This window comes from Chitinophaga sp. CCNWYY40 (assembly GCF_037483205.1).
Classification (GTDB): Bacteria; Bacteroidota; Bacteroidia; order Chitinophagales; family Chitinophagaceae; genus Chitinophaga; species Chitinophaga ginsengisegetis.
Genome location: NZ_JBBHLF010000002.1, coordinates 247516 through 269533, shown reverse-complemented (window position 1 = coordinate 269533; position 22018 = coordinate 247516). Strand labels below are relative to the sequence as shown.

The window sequence follows — 22018 nt, the reverse complement described above, 5'->3', positions numbered from 1 at the left end:
AAAAGGAGTTTATCAGGCCAGCATTCAGCTATCGGAAATAACGATGGTATTTATCAAATCAAAATCAGTCAACAACAACGCATACGTTTAGCAATATTTATTCCGGGCATAATACGTCAACCAATATCATAATAACAACTGGGTAATCAGCATTCCAGTATCATTCATCAGTTTCAAATCAATTTACATGACTGTTAATTTTACACAAAACAGCCGTAACGGCGCTGTTATGTTATTAACGTTCTGCCTCACCTTCCTATGCCTGAGAGGTACCGCACAGGTAAAATCTGTCTCCACACAGATCACCGTATCAGGCACAGTAAAGGATGGTTCAGACGGCAACCCATTGCCGGGCGTATCTGTAAGCATTTCAGATACCAAATCAGGAGCTATCACCAACACAGATGGCGGCTACACGCTCAAAATGAATCCGGGCAGCACACTTACCTTCAGCATGATGGGCTACCTCCCCTACTCGGTAACAGTAAAGGAAGCCAACGCACACCTGAATGTAGTATTGCCGGTAGACAAAAAAGTGTTGAAAGATGTGGTAGTTATCGGTTACCAGGAAACATCCCGCAAAACAGTTACCGCGGCCGTTACTTCCATTAATCCGAAAACATTACTGGATGTGCCCACGCCCACCTTCGACGCATTGCTGCAGGGACGCGCACCCGGCCTGGATGTACAGAACTACTCCGGCGAACCCGGCGTAAGAAGCAACGTGGTAATGCGTGGTAACACTGCCGTAAGCCGTAACATCAACAGCGACTTTACCAGCAACTCCGGAAAGGCCAGTCTCGCCCGCGCATTGAGCGGTCCCCTCTACGTAATAGACGGCGTACCGCAAACCACGGAAGACATTGCCGCCATCAATTACGGCTCCGGTACCAACACCGACGTAATGGCCGGCATCTCCATCAACGATATTCAAAGCATCGATATCCTCAAAGATGCCTCTGCAGCTGCGATCTACGGATCAAGAGGTGCAGGCGGGGTGATCATCATCAAAACAAAAAGAGGTATCTCCGGTAAACCAAAAATTGATTTCGCTACCTATCATGGCTTCACCGAAATGCCGCAGCTGGACAAAGTGCTGATCGGCGCAGAAGAACGCCGCGCAAAAATGGAGCTGATCAACCACTACGGCAACTGGGGTACCCTGAAAAATATTCCGCAGGTGCTGACCGACAGTCTCAATCCCGCTTTCAATAACGCCAACGATTACCAGGGCGGTATGTATCAAACCGGCCGGGTAGACAACTACGACCTCTCCATTTCCGGTGGTAATAACCTGATCAACTACCGTTATGGTCTTAACTATTACAGTGAAGATGGTATCATCCGGAAATCCGGCTTAAAGCGCTATAGCTTTAGCAGCAGCACCGGCCTGAACCTCTCTCCGAATGTACAGATCAATACACAGATCCGTTATTCAAAAATAGACCGCCCAAGATCTATTAACGATCTCTCCGGCGGCTACGGTCCTTTCAACGGCGGGTACTATGCCTCCAACGCATTGCCTACTTCCCTGCTGTATATGACCGATGCCAACAAAGACTTCATCTTTGGCAACACCACCAGCGGCACAGATCAGAACAGCAATGATAACCTGTCTATCAGCCCGATCATTGAATGGAAGATCTCCAGCAAATTTAACTTCACCACGGTGATCTCCTTTACACAAACCAACAGCCGGATGGACTCCTACACCCCCGGCGCTGTAAGGAGAGATGGAACAGGTAAAGCCACCAGTTTTGTTGATAAATCCAACAACTACTTAATGAGCAATACCCTGCAGTATACCACCACGCTGAATACCAATCACTCGTTCAACTTACTGGCCGGCCAGAATACAGAGTACTGGGAATACCGGGCTACACAATCCAGCGCTATCGGCATTCCGAATGACCAGATCCGCACCGTTACCGTACTCAATAAAAACCTGGCGGACACCCGCTCCGACCTGCTGCAGAGCGGTATCCAATCACTTTTCTTCAGAGCCAACTACGGCTATAAAGAACGTTACCTGTTATCAGCCGTAATCACTGCGGATGCCTCTTCCCGTTTTGGTAAAAATAACCGCTGGGGTTATTTCCCTTCCGTATCCGGTGGCTGGGTGATCAGCGACGAACCCGCCCTCAAATCTGCCAGCAGCTGGCTTAGCCTGTTGAAATTGCGCGCCAGCTATGGCGTAGCCGGCCGGCAACCGGATGGTGGCGATAACTACCTTTCTTATAATACCTACCGCATCGGTGCAGGTGATTTCCCTGGTAGCACCAATCCTGCTACAAATAGTAACTACGCCTTTGCATATAATGGTATTCCGGCTGTGTCTCTCAACTTCGACAAAGGACTTACCAACAATAACCTGAGCTGGGAAAAGAGTACACAAAGCAATCTTGGTTTGGATGTAACCTTGTATAACGGCAGGTTTAATGTAGTGGCTGATGCTTATATCAAGAATACCAACGGCGGTATCTTTAACCTGAACGTACCCGTAACCACAGGCTACTCTATCCTCACCGCCAATGCCATCGGCATACGCAACACCGGCGTGGAAGTGCAGTTCATTGCCAACGTCCTGAAACCATCTTCAAAATTCCAGTGGCAGGCATTATTAAACCTTGCACATAACGATAACCTCATCACTTCCCTGCCAAACGGAGGCCGTGATATTTATCTCGATAAATACCTGCTCCGCCAGGGACAACCGCTGAACTCTTATAACGTATTCAACAAAACAGGCGTCTACTTTACAGATGCAGATGTACCTGTAAATAAAGCAACCGGATTACCGCTCAGTTTCTATGGTTATCCATTTAAAGGTGGCGACCCGATCTGGCAGGATTCCAACGGCGACGGCGTTCTCGATAACACCGACTACATACCGGCTGGTAACCCCAACCCTAAAGTAACCGGCGGTTTTGGTAATACTTTCAGCTATAAAAATTTTACGCTGTATGTGTTCTGTACCTTCACAGCAGGCCGTAAAGTGTTCAACGACTACCTCGCCGGAAAGCTTTCCCAGCTGGTACCTACGGATGATGGCGATCCAGATCCCTATCATTCCCTTTCCACCCATTCCATGCCCGACCTGAGCGGCATTAACTACTGGAGAAATCCGGGCGATAATGCAGCCTATCCGAGTCTCAGTTCCGTAAACGGTACCCGTTACAAATATGCCATGGTGAGTTCTGCCTGGATTGAAAGCGGCGCCTACTTCCGTGTGAAAAACGTATCCCTCTCCTACTCTTTCAAACAGGAAGTGCTGGATAAAATTCACTTCAGACGTTTAAGGATCTATGCGCTGGCCGACAACCTGTATATCTTCAAACAATCTAAAAACATACCTGATCCTGAGCAGGTGGATGCCTTTGGAGTATATAGCGGCAGTGGTTATCCCATTCCCAGAAAATTCACCCTGGGACTGGATCTTAGCCTTTAACCATAAAAAAGAAAATCATGAGAAAACAACGCTTATATATCGCTTATGCAGCTGCTGTTATTTCTGCAGCTACCCTGGTGTCGTCCTGCTCCAAAATACTGGACCTGGAACCGCATAACTCTACTTTTACCAGCGCTTATTTTTCTACGGAAACGGATGCCAAAACATCGCTTGCCGGCGCTTACGCCATCCTGCGTAATATCATGATCCGCGATAACTCCTGGCATAAATACGGAGACATTGTATCCGGAGAACTGAGTATCGACGGTGGCCGGGATAATGGCAACTACAATATTTCCAACGGCGAATTTGTTGGCCTCAACGTAGGCAGTGGCAACTGGAACTGGCAACAGTACTACCAGCTGCTGCAACAGTTAAACCTGATCATCAATAAAGTACCGGGTATCGACGACAGCAAATTCACAGATATCAATAACAAGCGGCATGTGATCGGGGAAGCCTATTTCCTCCGCGCCTTTACCTACTTTTATATGAGCCGGATCTGGGGAGATGTGCCTTTGAAACTGCAACCGGACCTGGATGTATCTACTGCGAAGAACATCCCGAGAAGCCCGGCCGACAGCGTATGGAAGCAATGCCTGGCCGATCTTGAAGTAGCTAAACAAAACCTGGATTTTGGTTATGAAGATGAATCTGAGCGTGCGGTAAGAGCCAATAAAGGCGCTGCATTTGCCCTGCAGGCACATATCCTGGCATGGAAAGGCGACTACGCCGGCTGCGAAGTAGCCGCGAATGAAGTGATCACCAACGGTGGTTACACCCTGATCGATTCTGCCAATTATATGAAAGTATTTATCGGCAAAACACAGGAGGGCATTTTTGAAATCAATATCAACGACGGACAATCAGAAGGAATTTCCCTCGCCACCAATGGCGGTGCAGGCGTTACCCTGATGATGCCGTTTATTGACGGAAAAGGATATATAGAATGGCCGGTTAATGAAAACTACCTGTCCATTTATCAAGACAAGGATAAAGATATCCGCTTCAAAGACTTCTTCTACGGTCTTGGCGGTAACCAGGGACAGATCATCAAGTTTTCCAACATTGCCTATGCCGACGGATCTGCCAAAAAAGATCCCCGTATGACCAATAACCTCACCATCTTCAGGCTGGCAGACATGCTGCTGCTCAGGGCAGAGGCGCTGAGTAAACTGGGTAAGGATGGCGATGCATTGCCCCTGCTTAACAGGGTACGCAAACGCGCAGGACTGGATGATTATGTGGGCACCGGTGAAGACCTCGCCACTACCATCCTCGAAGAACGCCTGCGGGAACTCTTCTACGAAGGCCATGCTTATTACGACCTGGTACGTAACAAAAAACTGACTTCGTACAACGAACATTTCCCTGGCGATCAGTTTGAGAACGGCGGCTGGTTATGGCCCATTGATCCCACCATGTTCAAAGACGATTTCACCCTTACACAAACTCCTTACTGGAGAGGTAAACTCTAACCCATTAAAATCAGCAGTATGAAACACAAAATATATCTTTCTTTCATCGCTCTGGTGGCCGTGGTTTTATTTTCCTGTAAGAAGGAATATACCATTGGCGGCAGTTTGCATGATCCGCATGTAAACATGACCACATACGATTACCTGAAAACAAACCCGCTTTTTGATACCGTTGTGCTGATGATCGATAAAACAGGTTTGAAGGAAGAAGTAAATGCCACCGGCACCTTCTTTGCCATCACGGATTATGATCTCTCCAACTACATCAGTTTACGGCAGGAGCTGGAACGCACACGGAGAATCGATCCTAACTATATCTTTACTTTCGACTCACTGGATTTTGGCGTTATGAGAGATTCCCTGCGGGCTTATCTCTTCAAAGACCTGATTCCTTTAGACAAGGCTACCAAAACCGGGAAACTGTATAAAGCCAACGACGGGGAACTTCGCCTCGTACAAGGCATTCCCAGTACAGATTATACCGATGGAAGTGTGTTCACGCAATACCCGGTATACCTGTACCTGACCAAGCTGATTGCAAAACCCGGCTATCCTGTTCCTGTAACGGACGCCGACCTGGCCAACACCATACCGGAGCAATACCTGCAAACCCGCTGTCAGACAACTGGTATACTTACCACCAACGGAATACTGCATGTGCTGAATAACAATCACACCTTCACTTATTTCGCGGATACGTTTAACTGAGTTTTCACCTTTACGCAATGATCATGAAAAGAAATATAAAAATATTCGGCGCCGTGGTGATGGCTGTTTCGGCAGCCATGTACGGTTGCTCCAAAGTGGAAAACGGTTTTCTCAGCAACCAGATTCGTTACGTGGATAACCCGATTAAAATAAAACGGGGACAGATACAATCCACCAACCCCGTTAGTAACGATGGTTCCAGCGCGCCCGTAGTATACAAGCTCCTGGATATCCGCGATGCAGTAAAACACACGCATGCCGACTCTGTATTTACCAATTACGAGCGCTATGAGTGGATCGGGAAATTTGATCCGGAAAAAGATACCACCGTGGAGTTGCTGAATAAAAAAAGACAAAAAGTAAACACCCCCTGCTTTGAATTCAACGAGCATACCGGCGCCTTTACTTTTTACGGCACTTCCATCAAAGTACCGCTGGGTACCTACGAATTTGATATCCAGGCTTCCAATCAGAACGGCAGCAAAGAGTATAAAAACATTGCCACCTTTACCCTGATAGATGAGCCACCCTATCACGTGGGTGACGGCGGCGCCGCCTGGTTCAAAGACGGCACCACTACCAGCGGTGATCTGGGCGTGCCTACCGTTACCATCAGGAAGATCTCCGATGAAGGCACCAATATCATCCTGAAGATCGCGGATCAGAACGGCCGCTATTTTAACCCGGCCAAAGGAGAAATCATCCGGAGAGGCGACCGTAGCGACTTCCAGACCTATGCACAGTTTCATCCACTGGAGAGAACGGATACCAGCATGGTCTGCAACTTTGAAACCACGCCATTCCCTTTATTACAAAGTGCTTACGGATACCTGATCTACTATCGTATTCCCAGCCAGTTTGTGACAGTAGATCCGGGTTACGCACCCACCAACGAAAAGATCTATAACGTAAACCCACGGTTCCAGTTCCAGATTTTCCAGGAGGGTACCTATGAGGTAGTTGTTAAAATAAAACACGTGAACAGAATTATTTAGCAACGATAGAAAGATGAATGAAGTAAGAAAGCCTTTCCGGTAATGCGGGAAGGCTTTTTTATGTAAGAAAGGAATACTCCCCCACCAGTTTCCACGGGCCTTTTAAATACCGCCACACCTCTATCCCGGTGGCAGTTACCTCAAAAGGACGGAAGTTGGCCATTAGTTGTTCATGCGCCTGTTGCGCTTTAAAAGCCGTTACCTGGTTCATGATGGTGATATGCGGCCGTAGCGGCTGCCGGTCGCGCGGAATGAGCCAGGGCGCCCATTGGGTTTGCAACGCTTCATGTAACGCCTGCAATTCCGCAGATATCAGCGTATAGGCAATACCGTTGGTATATCGCTGCACTTCATTGACCTGTAACACAAAGGAAGGCCGCGCAACCATCGTAGCCAGGGAAGTAATGATCTGTGGTTCATCTGCCGGCAGGCGGTAAAATAAAGTAAGATGTGCGTGTACCTCGTTGGCATGAGCAGGATAATACTGCCGGCGCATCCGGTTAAAGAATGCGGCATCATCGGGCTGAAGCTGCAAGGTAACAATGAAAGATGCCATATCAGATGCGAAGATAATAATGAAGCGCCGGTTTACAGCCACTAAAAGAAAGACCGCCCCATAAAGAGACGGTCTTTCTTTTGTCTTCATCATTGTTACCGGTTCACGAGACCAGTAAACTTCTTACTGTACGCCCCAGCTTTTGTTAGGTTTGGGGCCCATGAACAGTTCCAGCGTTCCGCCATCGTTTAATTGCTGATGCGTAAACGTAGGTTTGTTCAAAGGTTTGCCATTGAACTTGGCCTGTTGAATATATTTATTTACCATGGAGCTGTTGTGCGCAATCACGGTAAACTGTTTTTTGTCAGGCAATGCGATGCTTACATTTTCAAACACCGGGCTGCCAATAGTATACTCCGGGATACCGGGCGTTACCGGGTAAAAGCCCATAGAAGAAAATACCACGAAGGCCGACATACCGCCACCGTCTTCATCGCCGGGAATACCAAAGATGTTATCCTTAAACCAGGTATCCAGCAGGAAGCGGATACGTTGCTGCGTTTTCCACGGAGCGCCGGTGTAATTGTATAAGTAAGGAATATGAAAGCTGGGTTCATTCCCCATAGAGTATTGTCCTACGAGGCCGGTGGCATCCGGGAATTTGCTCCAGAAAGCGTAGCGCGACATATCCAGCGATTCGCGGAACAGCTGATCCAGTCTTTTTTCAAAAGCATCTTTACCACCCATCAGGCTGATGAGACCGGGGATATCCTGCTGCACCTGCCAGAGGTAAGTCCAACCGTTGTTTTCATCATAGAAATCACGCCCACCGATACCACCGTCGTATTTTACGTTGATGTCGATCCATTCTCCGTTCCCATCTTTGGGCAGAAAAAACTGTTTATCGGCGTTCCAGAGATTTTTATAATTCTTCGCTCTTGGTGCAAACAGACGCTGGTCATCTTTCTTATTCAGATCACCCGCCAGTTCAGACAATGCCCAGTCGTCGTAGCTGCCGCCTAAGGTAACAGCTACTGCCTGTCTTTTTTCAAAAGGGTGCACCACGGGTTCGGTTTCTTTTTCGCCGATGCGCAGTGCAGGGAAATAGCCTTTGTTGTGATACACATCATCAAGCGCTGTTTTAGGACCGTTGCGCCACGGAAGCATGGTGGCTTCTGTGGCGTTTTTCCGCATGCCCTCATAGGCTTTTTCTATATCGAAATTTTTCAATCCCTTCCGGTGAGCATCCAGCATTACTACAGAAGAATGGAACCCGTTCATACAGGCATGATCGCCAAACAGCACGGGGAAAGTAGGCAACCAGCCGCTTTGCTCGTACATGTGTACAAATGACTGCAGCATATCTTCTTCCTTTGCAGGGTTGAGGATCATTCTCAGCGGATGCAGCGCCAGGTAGGTATCCCAGGTCCAGTCATCCACATAAAAAGGGCGGTTATCTTTGTGGATCTGTTTATCATAACCGCTGTAATATTGTCCGTCTTCCGTAATATCAACGGCTCTTTCATAGCAACGGTATAAAGCGGTATAGAAAGAGCGTTGTTGCGCCAGTGTACCACCTTTTACTTTAACCTGGTTCATTACATCTGCCCAGGCTTTTTTTCCATTGGCGGCCACGGCATCAAAATCTTTCTTACTGATTTCTTCTTCATAACTTTTCTTTGCCTGTTCCGGGCTGATGTAGCTGATCGCATATTTAAAAGTAACTTCCTTTGTGGTGGCAGGGAAACTGATAAACGCTTTGATTCCTTTACCAGCAATATTTTTATGATTGCTCAACTGTCCCTGTTCCACCACACCGGGCGTACCTGCTTCGCTGAAAACGCCGTACAGGTATACCTTTACATAATCGTTATAGGTTTCCATACCGGTTACTACGTTGTTGGGCAGGAAGCTGTAAGCCGCTTCACCATCGTTGTAAGTACCAAACAGCAGGGATTTTTCTTTACCGGCAGGAAAACGGAAACGGTAGTAACCTGTTTTTTTACCGGCGGTAAATTCCACGTTTACTTCTTCTTCCAGCAGCCACGTAGAGTAATACCAGGGACGGTTCGTTTCCAGGTTATGGTCATATGCCATGCGGGCTTGCCAGTCTTTTTCCAACAACGCGCCGGTGGCGGGCTTTACAGAGAATACCTGGCCAAGCCGGTGTGAGACCACGTTCAAGGGAAAGTCGGAGATCTGGTCGTCCATAAAATCTTTCCGTTGCGGCGTAAACCGGATCAGCTGATTCGGCAACTGCACAGTGGGCCGGGTGGGTTCCAGCAGCTGCCCTACGTTTCCTATGGTAGGGTCAATCAGGTCGATGGGTTGTTTTGCTCCGGGGATCGTATCATACACCGCAGCATGTGCACGGCCGGATAAGCATACAAAAGGTGTCAGCAACAGAAGGCTGTACAGCTTCCAGTTTGTTTTTTTCATTCACTAAAATTTATACGCAGGGAGAATTCTTCATTGGTCAGAGAGCGAATTAACAAAATAGTTTAATCATGCACAAGGCATGATTAAACTATTTACGGGCCAAATCAAAAAGCACTTAGTATGTTGGGTTTTGTGTCCATCCCGGGCTCAGGTTCAGATCCCGGAAAGGAATCGGAGCAATATATTTAGGACCCGGGTTAGCAACAGCAGCGGGATTCAATGGAAGATCCTTGAACTCATTCGGATCGCGGCGGGCAATTACTTTTGGCAGCAACTGCAAACGAACGATATCGAACCAGCGTTGACCGAATTCACCGGCAAACTCATATTTGCGTTCATTCACTACGGAGTCGCGGAAAGCCACTGCCGTTAAACCTTTTACGATATTAGGTAAACCGGCGCGGCGTCTTACCCTGTTCAGCGCTTCGTAGGCCTCATCAGAAACGGTGTTGGCCGCCATTGCAGAAGCTTCTGCGTAGGTGAGCAATGTTTCTGCAAAACGAACGATATCGGTAGTTTTGTTGGTGCTGGCATTAAAGCTTACTACCTGGGTAGGCGTTTCAACAATACCATCACCGGCGCCATAACGGAATTTGTTATAGTAAGGATGGTGCGTAGCTGTTCTCGGATCATCCCATCTTACCACGCCGATCTTATTGCTCTTAATTTGTGTATGGAATGTTTGATCGGTACGTTTACAAACCGGTGCATCCTTGAAGTAGTTGATTTCAGGGAAGAAGTCATCCCATCCGCCTTCATCATCAGGAATACAGGTGGCGCCAAAGGAGCGGTTTGGCAACTGGCCGCCTACATTGTATTGCAGTCCGAATACAGATTCAATATTATTGTTGGTTTTGAATACATCGAGGTAGTCGGCCATCAGGTCGTATTTTCCGGCATCCATTACAGCTTTTGCTTCTGTAGCAGCCAGCGCATAGTTGGAGTTCTGGTTAAGAGGCCAGCCTGCCATGGTGAGGTATACGTTTGCCAGCACGGCTCTTGCAGCCAACGCGCCGGGTCTGCCAACATTTACGCCGGTCCATTTGTCGGGCAGCATTTCAGCAGCCTTTTTCAGATCGGCGATGATCAATTCGTATACTTTGGCGGGTTCTTCTCTTGCCGGTGTTACGGTAATATCTGCCGGACCGGTAACAATAGGCAATGCGCCAAATGTTCTTACGAGATAGAAATAACACAGTCCACGGAGAAAGTATGCCTGCCCGCCGGAATACGTACGTTGCTGAATGGCTTCGTTGGTAGTAGCCGCTACTTTCTCAAAATTGGTGATCACGTTGTTGGCCTGGTAAATGGTATTCCATGGCCCTTCCCATTCGCTTCTCATACTGGCGTTGGTGGTGGTACCCTGGAGCCGGTCAAATTCCCGCGAATCTGCTTTGTTGGATGCAGGGTGCGTGGTTAAGTCATCAGAGCCAAAGTAGCTGGTCATTTTACTGGTAAAACCCCATGCGCCATCTACAGCGAGCGCCCTGAAAGCGGAGGTTACGGCGCCGTCCAGTTCACTTTGTGTATTAAAATAATTGCCCGGGGTGAGCGTTGCTCTTGGATCTTCCGTCAGCTTCACGCAGGATGATACGCCGATCATGGCTGCAATAGCTAAGGGGAGGAAATATTTTTTGTTCATAATAGTAATTTTTTAGAAAACAGAATCAATTATAAACCAAGTCTTAAACCAATCGTATAGGTTTTGGGGTTAGGTATTGTACCTGTTTCCAAACCTTGTGTGATGGCATTGGTAGCATTGGTTACTTCCGGATCGTAGCCAGGGTAATTGGTGATGGTCCAGATATTCTGGGCGCTGATATAAACATCCAGGCTTCGCGCATGGATCCTGCCCAGCAGTGATTCCGGAATAGTATAAGTGAGGGAGATATTTTTCAGTTTGATGTAGCTGGCGTCATACACATAACGACTGCTTTTAATTTCGTTCTGGTTACCGTAGGTAGGAACGTCTGTCTGTTTTTCAGGCGTCCACATATCGAGGAGTTGCGCGTTGGTGGCATCGCGTGCATCTCCCAGTCCGCCCATCGTATACGCCTGTGTGAAGGAATACATCTGGTTGCCGTGCGTGCCCTGGAACATTACGTTCAGGCTCCAGTTTTTATAAGAGAAATCGTTGATGAAACCGAAGTAGTATTTAGGCATACCATTACCAATAGTGGTGAGATCGCCGCCGGAGAGTTTATGATCGCCATCGAGGTCAGCATACTTTGTATCTCCCGGCTTCTTGCCATATAAAGCGGCTTCCGTTTTCTCTTCGCTTTTCCAGGTACCCAGGTATTTGTAACCATAGAAGGTACCCAGCGGTTCGCCTACTTTAATAATAGACACACCCTGCTGTGCAGAACCGATACCATTTACGATGATATTGTCCTGACCACCCAGATCCAATACTTCGTTCCTGTTGAAAGAGATATTGAAGTTACTGGTCCACTTGAAATCTTTTCCAACAACGGGCATACCGCCTACACTGAATTCCAGACCTGTATTTCTTACGCTGCCGATATTACGCTGGAAGCTTCCGCCGCCATAATAGAAAGGGTTATCGGTGGCGTACAGCAGGTCGGATACTTTTTTATTATAGGCATCCGCGGTGAAGGTTAAGCGGCCACGCCAGAATTCCATATCCAGTCCCACATCATAGGTAGTGTTCTTTTCCCATTGCAGCATGGTGGATACTGGTGTTCCCAGTGGTGTATTTACACTCGATGTACTGCCGTCGAAGTAGTATGGCAGTGCCGTGCCGATCTGGGCAATGGTAGAATAAGCAGGAACGGCCTGGTTACCTGTTTGACCATAGCTGGCGCGGATCTTCAGGCCGGTTACTACTTTGGAGCTGGCCATAAATCCTTCTTTGTCTACCGCCCATCCCAATGCAACTGCCGGGAAAGTGGAGTACTTCTCTACCAGGTGGGAAGATCCGTCTGTACGGACAGAAACGGTTAACAGGTACTTATCTTTAAAGGCGTAGTTCACCCTTCCCATATAGGAAATCAGCGCATCTGCCCAGTAGCCGCTGCTGGTGGACTGGGTTTTACCTAATCCCAGGTTCCAGTAGCCGAGGCTGTAGGTAGATAACTGGTTGGCCTGTGCAATGGTGCTGGTATTGGTTTTGGAAGCCTGTTCCACCAACGCGGTAACGGTGAGTGAATGATCACCGAAACGGTTGTTATAAGTCAGGAAATTGGAATTCTGCCAGCTTCTGTACCGGTTGTTTTCCATTTTCGCATAGTCGTTTCCGTTAAACGCTTCGTTGGTTCCCGGAGGGAAAACGGATTGCGTTTGCTGGTGCTGCAACTCATAACTGTTATTGGAAGTAAAGGTGAGGTGGTCGATGATCCGGTAGGTAAAAACACCGGTGGCGGTTAAATTGGAAGTTTTTCCATCTACCGAACGGCTCATGATATTTTGTACCGGGTTTTTAGCCAGGGAGGCGAAATTCGACTGACTGATATAATCACCTGCCGCATTTCTCACGGGGCTGGTGGGATCCCACATACTGGATTGGGAGAACGGATCAACGATATCGCCGGAGAAATCTGTGTTGTGCGATTCCGGCAGCAAACCGGTAATATTTACTTTCAGGTCCATTTTCCTGTTCAGCTTAATATCCACGTTGGCGCGCAGCGTATTTCTTTTGTAGCCGGAGTTAATCAGCAGTCCTGGCTGATCAAGATGATTATAGGAGAAATAGTACTTTACATTTTCAGAACCGCCGGATACGCCAACCTGGTAGTTTTGTGTTAATGGCTTGCGGGTCAGTTCATCCTGCCAGTCGGTGCCGCCTGGATTTTTCTGAAGCTCCGCGAGTTGCGCATCGGTAAACGGATGGCCTGTTCCGGCAACATCTCCTTTTTTATTTACCTGCTGCGCAAATTCGTAAGCGTTCATCAGGTTTAATTTTTTTGGCAAAGATGCCTTGCTTATCCAGGCGCTTGCATCTACGCGGGGCTTCCCTGATTTACCGGTTTTGGTTGTTACCATTACCACGCCGTTAGATCCGCGGGAACCGTAGATGGCGGTGGCAGAAGCATCTTTCAGAATTTCCATGCTTTCAATGTCGCTGGGTGCAATTGATTCCAGGTTGCCGCCGATGTAACCATCGATTACGTACAACGGATCGTTGCCACCAGTGATGGAGCTGGCGCCACGGATCCTTACACTGATCCCCCTGCCAGGCTGACCACTGTTACTTTGCACCGTTACGCCGGAAGTAGTACCCTGCAAAGCCTGTTCTACTCTTACCAAAGGACGTTTGGCAATTTCCACGGCTTTCACGGAGCTGGTAGCGCCCGTTACGTCGCTCTTTTTCTGTGTACCATACCCCACTACTACGATATCATTCAGGGATCTGGCATCCGTTTTTAATGTGATGGATAAGTCGCTGCCGGTTACCGCTACCTCCTGTGTGAGATAGCCGATATAGGAAATCACCAGCACCGGAGACGCTGTTTCGCCGGTGGCAATCTGGAATTCGCCCTGTGCATTGGTAGGACTTGAAATGTTGGTACCTTTTACTCTAACGGTTGCTCCGGGTAGTGGTTGACCGGTTTCATCCAGCACTTTACCCTTTGTCAACTGCTTTTGTGCATAGGCCTGCAGCAGGCCCGATGCGAGGAGCATCAGCAATAGTAATCTTTTCATAACGCGAACGATATTTCGATTGATAAGAAAATAATGAATGCAAGTAAGCATCACCGGCCTAACAGCAGCGCTAATAATGAACTAACAGCCGTATTAATGTGCTATTTTTTTAATTTTTTTTGAGAGAAGAAGATATTAATCCCTTTCAAAGGATTTAAACAACTCCGCCGGCAACACAGGCTGGTGCCGGCGATCAAAAATATAATTACCCATCACGAGGTAATCCATTTCCGTTCGCATAAAAGCAAGCCATGCATCTTCCGGCGTATTCACTACCGGCTCTCCCCTTACATTAAAAGAGGTATTGATCAACACACTGCAACCCGTTAGTTTTTTAAAACAATTAATAAGTTGCCAGAGCTTTGGATGAAGCATATGGTGTACGGTTTGTACCCTCGCAGAATAATCGAGGTGTATAACCGCGGGGATAGCAGCGCGTTGCTGATGCAACCGTTCATATATGGAGGCAGTAGTATCCGCAGCTGTGTTGGTGCGCAGCGCTTCTTTTAGGGTGGTGGTAAATAACATATAGGGAGAAGCAGTGGCATCGTTAAAATAATGGTGCGCATCTTCTGCCAGTACCGCGGGTGCAAAGGGACGGAAGCTTTCGCGGAATTTTATTTTCGCGTTGAGCTGCTGTTGCATGGCGGCCTGCCGCGGATCCGCAAGGATGCTCCGGTTGCCGAGGGCACGCGGACCAAACTCCATCCGGCCGTGGTACCAGCCCACTACTTTTCCGTTGGCCAGGTGCTCACTCACTTCCTGCGTGAGTACATCAAAGTCCGGCTGATGAACCGCCACCGCTCCATAGCGGGCCAGCAGCTTCCGGATATCAGCGTCGCCATAAGCGGGGCCGAGAAATGCGCCCTGCATCCCATCTTCTCCCGGAAAAAAAATACGCGCCTGTTCCATCCCTATATGATAAGCGGCGTATGCAGCGCCTAATGCACCGCCCGCATCACCGGCAGCAGGTTGTATCCAGATATCCTTAAAAATACCCGCGGCTTTTATTTTATGATTCGCCACACAGTTGAGCGCTACACCGCCCGCCATCACCAGGTGATGACTCCCCGTAATTTCTTTTGCCGTGCGTGCCAGCGCTACTACAATTTCTTCTGTAACCTGTTGAATGGCCAGCGCCAGGTTCATGTGTTCCTGCGTGATAGCGGATTCCGGCTCGCGGCGGGGAAAACCAAACAGCGCTTCCCACAAGGGGGTGGCCGTCATTTTTAACCCGGTGGCAAATTCAAAATAATCCATGTTCAGCAGGATGGAACCATCGTTTCGTATATCCACCAACGTTGCCAGGATCTTTTCCCGGAACGCAACGGTTTGCGGGGCATCCGGCAGGCCGTAAGGCGACAGTCCCATTAATTTATACTCGCCGCTGTTTACTTTAAACCCCAGGAAATAAGTAAAGGCGGCATATAATAAGCCGGGAGAATGCGGAAAACGCAGCTCTCTTAAAATTTTGATATCATTATTGGCGCCATAACAAATGGTGGTGGTAGCCCACTCTCCTACACCATCAACCGTAAGAATGGCCGCGGATTCAAAAGGCGACGGATAAAAAGCGCTGGCAGCATGGGACAAATGGTGTTCAGGAAAATACAGCGACACTTTCACGGTGGCTCCCAATGTGCGGAACTGGCGCCGGAGCATTTTCTTCATAAACACTTTCTCCTTCATCCACACCGGCATAGCCGTAATAAAGCTGCGCCAGCCGCGTGGTACAAAGGCGTGATAGGTTTCCAGCAGCCGTTCAAATTTCAGCAGCGGTTTATCATAAAACGCCACGGCAGTCAGCTCATCAAAAGAGATGCCCGCTTCCGACAATACATATTTAATGGCCTGCGCCGGGAAAGACGCATCCTGCTTTATGCGCGTAAAACGTTCTTCCTGTGCGGCCGCAACAATGCGCCCGTCGATGATCAGCGCTGCGGCGCTGTCGTGATAAAATGCGGATATGCCCAGGATAATTTTCCTCAACGCAATTAAAATATGGCATAAATAAAAGGCGCCAGCGCCGAAGCACTGGTTAATGCTACCAGCGATGCCAGCAACAGCAGCACGATGATCAGCGGAAGCAACCAGAACTTCTTACGTGTTCTTAAAAAGTAAAGCAGTTCATGCAGAAATTCCATGACGTATAATTATGACCGTTTTAAAATGTGTGCAGCAAATCCTCTTTCGTATATACATGATTACGTATATCCATTACCGATGTCTTTTCTTTTTTGAACCTGCGCAGCTGCAAAGCATCTTTGCCCCGCCACTTCCGCCATATGCCCACGGGCACTACCACCAGCACAAAAACAAGGGTAAGGAGTATGCGTATATTTATTTCTCCCAAAACTTTTGCTAACCCAAACCAGGTTACGGCCAGCGGATAAAAAAGCCGGGGCGCCAGCATGGTGATAAGCAGCACCGGCAGCGCAACAGCTACCAGCCTGAAATCACGGAAATACAACGCTGCCACCAGTAGCGCCGTGGCAGCTACCTGTCCAAATTCAATGCATTGCTGCCGGGTAATGTTGGTGAAGCCTTTCCACATGGCTATACTTTTTTCAGCTGACTTTGCATCGTAAGTGCATCCCGGTTGCCCGGCGAGGCGTGCAATACTTTTTCTACGTATAGTACGGCGCCATCTTTATTTCCCATCCGGTAGTACAGTCCGGCGATCTGGTTAAGCACGTCTATATTTGCCGGCTCCCTTGCCGCCTTTGTTTGCAGCTCCAGGATCTGCAACAGGCAATCTTTTACGGGCAACAGGTTTAACCGCCGTTCGTTATGATCGATGGCATAATCCAGGTAAGGCAACGCTTCGCTGGCGTTGTCCTGTTTCAGGTAAAGCACAAAAAGCGTTCTAGCCACGTCAAATGAAGGCGACATGCCAAATACTTTTTTAAAGTAGAAAATGGCTTCCGCCGTATTATCCAGCTTGCCATAGTAGTTACCGGCTTCTTCATAGTAGCCTGTTTCTGTAGGATGTTCCTGTACCCATGCGGCCACGATGGTAGCGGCCCTGGCAAAATCGCCGTTTTGATTATAGGCATTATAGAGCTGTTGCAATGCCGCTGCCCAGGATGTTTTCCTGAAAGCTACTTCATAAGCAAGCTGCTCTTCTGCACTGGAAATCAGCATGGTATCGGAAACGTGCGTTTTATTAAAAGGCCAGCTTCTTTTCAGGTTGGCAATCTTGTAGGCACCGGACAAGCTATCGATCACGGTAACAGGCATCATTTGCTGCAGCTGTGCAAAACTCATTTCTGTTTCGGGCGGCGCTTTGAAAAGTCCCTGTGCTTTCATGGTATTATAAAACACATCCGACAACAGCGCATAGCCTTTCAGGTTAGGATGCACATGTTCCAGGATCAGGTCATTGCCGATAATGTGGCCGGCGCTGGCGGCTTCAAAAGCGGCATTGGCATCTACCAGGTGGGCGTTTTTATATTTGCTGCACAGTTCCAGCATCACCTTATTGAGTTTGGAGGGCGCACGGAAACGAAGCGCATCGAGGTCCCTTGCTTTATCGAAATATGTTTTTGCAGCAGTGCTGTCGCCGTTATGCAGGGTTAATAATCCCAGGTAGTAGTTGCAGCCGGCATGCGCGTTATAACTGTTTTCCGCGGCCATGAAATGCTGCAATGCCGTGGCCGAATCTCCGTTGGCAATGGCCTGTTCGCCCTGCTGGTATGCGGTATTGAATCCGGGGTATTTTGTGGAGTCGGGCGCTACGCTGATAAAAGGGAACAGGTCTTTTTCGGTGGATACCAGGTTGCTGATGAATACCGGCACGTTGGCCTGATCCAGTATGCGCAGCGTATTATCCATGTTGGTGGTAAACTGGGTGATGCCTCTTTCGTACATATCCGATCCGAAAGTAATCTGTTGCGCTGCCACCATCATTTCCATACGGGTTTTGCCGGCGCCTTCCGTGCCGGCGGGTTTCAGCGTGGAAATTTTGTGGAGCGCACTGGCCATGAGCTGGGTGATCCGGAATTCCCGGAGCTTCAGCACCAGGTGGATGAGGAAAGGACTGCCGGCTACTTTGTCGGTGCTGCCCGTGCCCAGGCAACCATAGTACTCATTATGACCGGTATAAATAAGTACCGCATCCGGCTGATACGGCAATAATTCTTTTGTAAAACCGGCTACTGTATAGGAATTAACGCCTGTTAGTGAAAGATTAATGATCTCCAGGCGTTTCTCCGGGCAGGAATGCATGAGGCGGTATTGCAGCCAGCGGTGAAAGGAGCCGTTATGAAAATAAGGATACCCGATAGTGGTGGATTCGCCCAATACGAAGATGCGAAGGGTACCTGAGTCTTTTACTTTCTTAAATAATTCACTATTGCCTTTGGTGGCGATTTCCGCATTGGAAAAATATTTCAGGGAGGCGGCGGGGTTGAGCTGGTAATAATTCTTGTTTTGGGGAGATGTAATAAAGAGCTCCAGGTTGTGGCCATAATTAAATAACCGCAGTCCTGCTTCCACTCCACCGATAATTAAAAAGGGGAAAAGAATGCTGATGATTTTAATCACCAACATTCTTTTTTTTTGTAATAAAGCGGCCTGAGTGCCATAGTCGTGGAATCTTGTCTTATTCATTTCAATGCAATTTATACGGCGCGCCTTAATGGCAGCACTAATAATGCACTAACTGAAAAAAATTAAGTGAAAAATCGCCTACTTATCGCCGGAGTAAGCTGTGAAGGACTGCGGAAACTCTTCCCCATACATGTGGAGGTATTCCTTTGCAAATTTATTGAAGGCGGTTTTGGCCAGTGAATGACGACCCAGTGATACAAGACTGCTGCATTTCATGCGGAGCGCTTCTTCATTGATGGGATCAAAAAGGAAGATGCTGTCGGCGATTTCAATGAGGAGTTCCGGATCTGATTTGAACTGGTTGGCCGCCTCGGTAAGGATATCGAGGGCTGCACCGGAAATTTCGGACTGGATATCGTCCAGCCAGGTGTAATTGGTATCGGGCAGGAAGGAGCCACGATGGAGGATCTTCAGCAGATCGCGCACGGGTTGCTTTTGCAGGGGACGCGGCGAATGCAGCAGCTGCTGGAACCCGGCCAGGTCCATGTCGATATCGGCAACGGAGTATTGGAGGCTCCAGCGGTCGGCTTCTTTTACAAAAGCGCAGGCGCCCAGCTTATCCAGTATGGCTTTCAGCTTCACCATATTTACGGAGCGGTTGTTCTGCGCTTCTTTACTGGACTTATCGCGCCACAAGGTAGCATAGAGCCGGTCAGATGAAATACCTTTTCCTGAACGGATGGTGTTAATGGCTATCAGCAGGAATAATTCTTTGAGCAGCGGCGTAAAGAATTTGGTGATATCCTGTCCTTCTTTGTCCAGTACTTCAAATGGGCCAAAGAAATAGATGTTTCCTTTTTTCTCTGCAATGATCTCTTCCGGTGCGGTTTCGTCGGTAGTGGTTTCAGGTATCACCACGGGCAGCGGAGGCAGCGGCGTTGCTGCTGTCCGTGCCGGCGTTACTTTTTTGCGGCGTTGCAGGAACAGGAAAATGCCGATGCCGGCTACCGGGATAAGCAGCAGCAGGTACCAGGCGGAGAATTTCGTAAGACTGGCATTATCCGCCACTATTGCATCCGGCGGAAACTCAAGGGTGTATACCTTTACTTCCGTGATATTGTCTTTTGAAGTATACAAGGTGACGGCCACCAGTTTTTTGCTGTCGCGGCAATAGTAGAGGTCCGCGAACGACTTGATATCATGAAAGAAATATGGGATGGTATTGGCCAGTGGCTTTAACCGTGGCGCCTTCAGAGAGCCTTCCACCAACTGGAGAGTGGTATTAAATTTATCGTCAGGGAAGATGAGGGCATAATAATTTTGTGTGTCGGGATCTATCACCAGGCTGTTGGCAAAACAGAACTGCACGGGTGGTTCTTCCAGCTGGAACACTTTGTGAAAGGAATGGTCTTTCACGTAAAAGGCCATGAGGTCGTAATAATGACGGGGATTTACTACCTGGTTGCCGCTGTTGCTGCCATAGCCACCGAGAATATAGGCCGTGTCGCCACTGCTGGTAGCACCAACCGCAGCAAGGTACCGGGGTGTGAGCCTTTCGCCGGTGGTGGGTACAGAGTCCCATCTTTTATCAGCAAAATGATAGCGCTGTACGGTATTCTTATATTGCATTTGTCCGTATCCGCAGAGGATATAGAGAGAAGAATCCGGGTGGGAGATAAATTTATTGGCCTGCCAGTAAACGGTGAGCAAATCTGGCGTGTAGTTGATCTCCCATTTCCGGGTAGCGGAATCGTAGGCCCCTGCTTTTTGCTGATCTATATAAAAGTTAAAGAGTTTATGGAGAAACGGGTTGTACACCGACTGGTTTCCCGGCATCAGGCTATCGAGGCGCTGCGCCAGGCGGATGCCCTGTTGCTGTTCATTTTTAAACGAGATATTATAGAGAGAATCGGAGGATACAATATAGAGTACTTCTTTCTCCCGGTCGAAAGCCACGCTGGGAGTACCGCTTATTTCCCAGCTCTGGAGCAGGCTCCAGTTGCGGTGCTTCGGGCCTATCCAGTTGGCATTGCGGATCACGGCAGTTTTACCTTCCTGCTGATCAGTGGCTTTGCTGCCGTCGTTTTCAGAGAGCGGCCAGTTGTACATGGTATGCCCGCCTTCTTTCACCACAATATTACGGAGGTTCATGGGCGGGATATCCACTGTTTGAAAACCTTCGTAGGTATTGGTACCAAAGAACACGCGGGTACATGCCGGGTTGCCCAGTTTTGCCGGGCCTTTGGCAATAAATTTATTATTCACCGAGATAGCGGCTTCATTGCGCTCCAGGTCGAAATGAATGGTAATATGCGTCCACCCGCCGAAGAGGGCGATTGAGTCGATCGCAAATGCACGGGAAAAGCTTTCCCCGATGAGGAAGTTAAAGGTTCTTTCTTTCTGGTTATATACCAGGTCTATATTCTGGTTATTGGCGGCGATGATCCTTAATACATATCCGAAATAGGTTTCTTTATAGGGAAGGAAGTTCAGATCGAATGATATTTCTCCGTTTTTTTTGAAACACAGCGGACCAGATGAAGTTAAGTTCAGCGTTGTTCTTCTTTCCTGCACCACTTCATGACTAGAAAAGCGTAATCCATAGGATTGAGCATAACCAGCATTTGTAATCAGATGAACAGATAAAAACAGTAAAAGGATAAATTTCCACATACTCCGCTAAAAAACTAAAATAACTGATTGTCTAATATTTGTTGATCTAAAGCCACGTGGAATATACAAATAATAAACAAATTAGTGCTTTTTTATAGCCTAATAATCAATGACAAATGTAAAATGTACACGCTAAGTTGGCAACCGGTAACTGTTAGTTGCCGGTCATTTTAAATGTTGGATCACTAATAATTCCCATTCTTGTTCCTGGGTACCGGAGGGCCTGGTTGCTCCTGCCCGGCGATACCAGTAATCAGCATTTCCCTGATCTCCCTCTACCCGGTGCAGGTAAGCATGTACCCTCGCAGCATCGGTTCCCGGCAGATCGTCTACCAGGTCGTGCGCCTTCTTCCAGTTACCTTTTCCTTCGTACCAGAGGGATTCAAGGTATACCGATATGTTTTTGGGTGGATGCGCATCCTGTAAGGATTGCTTAAATTCGTTCAGATCCATCTTTTCAATTTACCAGCCTGAATAATGTGGGCCTCAAATATACGGAAGCAGCACACAAAATGACAACTTCCCTTTCTCTTCTGATATTAAATTAGCCAACATTCCCTGATCTTTA

The 22018-nt window shown here is 48.1% G+C and carries 14 protein-coding genes; 4 read left to right on the top strand and 10 right to left on the bottom strand.

Translation table 11 applies throughout. The features are described 5' to 3' along the window. Positions 1–187 precede the first annotated feature (187 nt). Genes V7S65_RS06750 through V7S65_RS06735 form a run of 4 tightly spaced genes read left to right on the top strand, consistent with a single transcriptional unit; the run spans position 188 to position 6629 of the window. A complete protein-coding gene (locus V7S65_RS06750) occupies positions 188–3448 on the top strand; it encodes a SusC/RagA family TonB-linked outer membrane protein (RefSeq protein WP_336388766.1) in 3261 nt (1086 codons plus the stop codon). Positions 3449–3465: 17 nt separating this feature from the next. Further along, complete coding sequence (locus V7S65_RS06745) at positions 3466–4926, top strand: RagB/SusD family nutrient uptake outer membrane protein (protein WP_336388767.1); 1461 nt, start codon at positions 3466–3468, stop codon at positions 4924–4926. Positions 4927–4944: 18 nt separating this feature from the next. After that, positions 4945–5634 carry a hypothetical protein gene (locus V7S65_RS06740; protein ID WP_336388768.1) on the top strand — a complete coding sequence of 230 codons (690 nt, stop codon included), beginning with the start codon at positions 4945–4947 and terminating at the stop codon, positions 5632–5634. Between the two features lie 23 nt (positions 5635–5657). Then, on the top strand, positions 5658–6629 hold the full coding sequence (locus V7S65_RS06735) for a DUF5007 domain-containing protein (RefSeq protein ID WP_336388769.1): 972 nt from the start codon (positions 5658–5660) through the stop codon (positions 6627–6629). Between the two features lie 58 nt (positions 6630–6687). On the opposite strand, the gene V7S65_RS06730 is transcribed toward V7S65_RS06735, so the two are convergent. From V7S65_RS06730 to V7S65_RS06685, 10 genes are all read right to left on the bottom strand, one after another. Beyond that, positions 6688–7185, bottom strand: a complete 498-nt coding sequence (locus tag V7S65_RS06730; protein ID WP_336388770.1) for a 2'-5' RNA ligase family protein — start codon at positions 7183–7185, stop codon at positions 6688–6690. A gap of 123 nt (positions 7186–7308) precedes the next feature. Beyond that, positions 7309–9564: a GH92 family glycosyl hydrolase gene (locus tag V7S65_RS06725; protein ID WP_336388771.1), complete on the bottom strand. Its 2256-nt coding sequence runs from the start codon at positions 9562–9564 to the stop codon at positions 7309–7311. A gap of 115 nt (positions 9565–9679) precedes the next feature. Next, entirely contained in the window at positions 9680–11206 is a 1527-nt protein-coding gene (locus tag V7S65_RS06720) for a RagB/SusD family nutrient uptake outer membrane protein (protein ID WP_336388772.1), read from the bottom strand. A 29-nt stretch (positions 11207–11235) separates the two neighbouring features. Further along, positions 11236–14226 (bottom strand): SusC/RagA family TonB-linked outer membrane protein, encoded by a 2991-nt coding sequence (locus V7S65_RS06715; protein ID WP_336388773.1) that lies wholly within the window; start codon positions 14224–14226, stop codon positions 11236–11238. A gap of 135 nt (positions 14227–14361) precedes the next feature. Beyond that, the gene (locus V7S65_RS06710) at positions 14362–16215 is read right to left on the bottom strand and encodes a carbamoyltransferase family protein (RefSeq protein ID WP_336388774.1); all 1854 of its coding nucleotides are present in this window, start codon (positions 16213–16215) and stop codon (positions 14362–14364) included. Between the two features lie 5 nt (positions 16216–16220). Beyond that, positions 16221–16370 (bottom strand): DUF5989 family protein, encoded by a 150-nt coding sequence (locus tag V7S65_RS06705; RefSeq protein ID WP_168771530.1) that lies wholly within the window; start codon positions 16368–16370, stop codon positions 16221–16223. Positions 16371–16390: 20 nt separating this feature from the next. Next, on the bottom strand, positions 16391–16780 hold the full coding sequence (locus V7S65_RS06700; protein ID WP_336388775.1) for an SxtJ family membrane protein: 390 nt from the start codon (positions 16778–16780) through the stop codon (positions 16391–16393). 2 nt (positions 16781–16782) lie between these two features. Then, complete coding sequence (locus V7S65_RS06695; protein WP_336388776.1) at positions 16783–18837, bottom strand: hypothetical protein; 2055 nt, start codon at positions 18835–18837, stop codon at positions 16783–16785. Between the two features lie 78 nt (positions 18838–18915). Beyond that, entirely contained in the window at positions 18916–21450 is a 2535-nt protein-coding gene (locus V7S65_RS06690; protein WP_336388777.1) for a hypothetical protein, read from the bottom strand. Positions 21451–21615: 165 nt separating this feature from the next. Then, positions 21616–21903 (bottom strand): hypothetical protein, encoded by a 288-nt coding sequence (locus tag V7S65_RS06685; RefSeq protein ID WP_111580448.1) that lies wholly within the window; start codon positions 21901–21903, stop codon positions 21616–21618. Positions 21904–22018 lie beyond the last annotated feature (115 nt).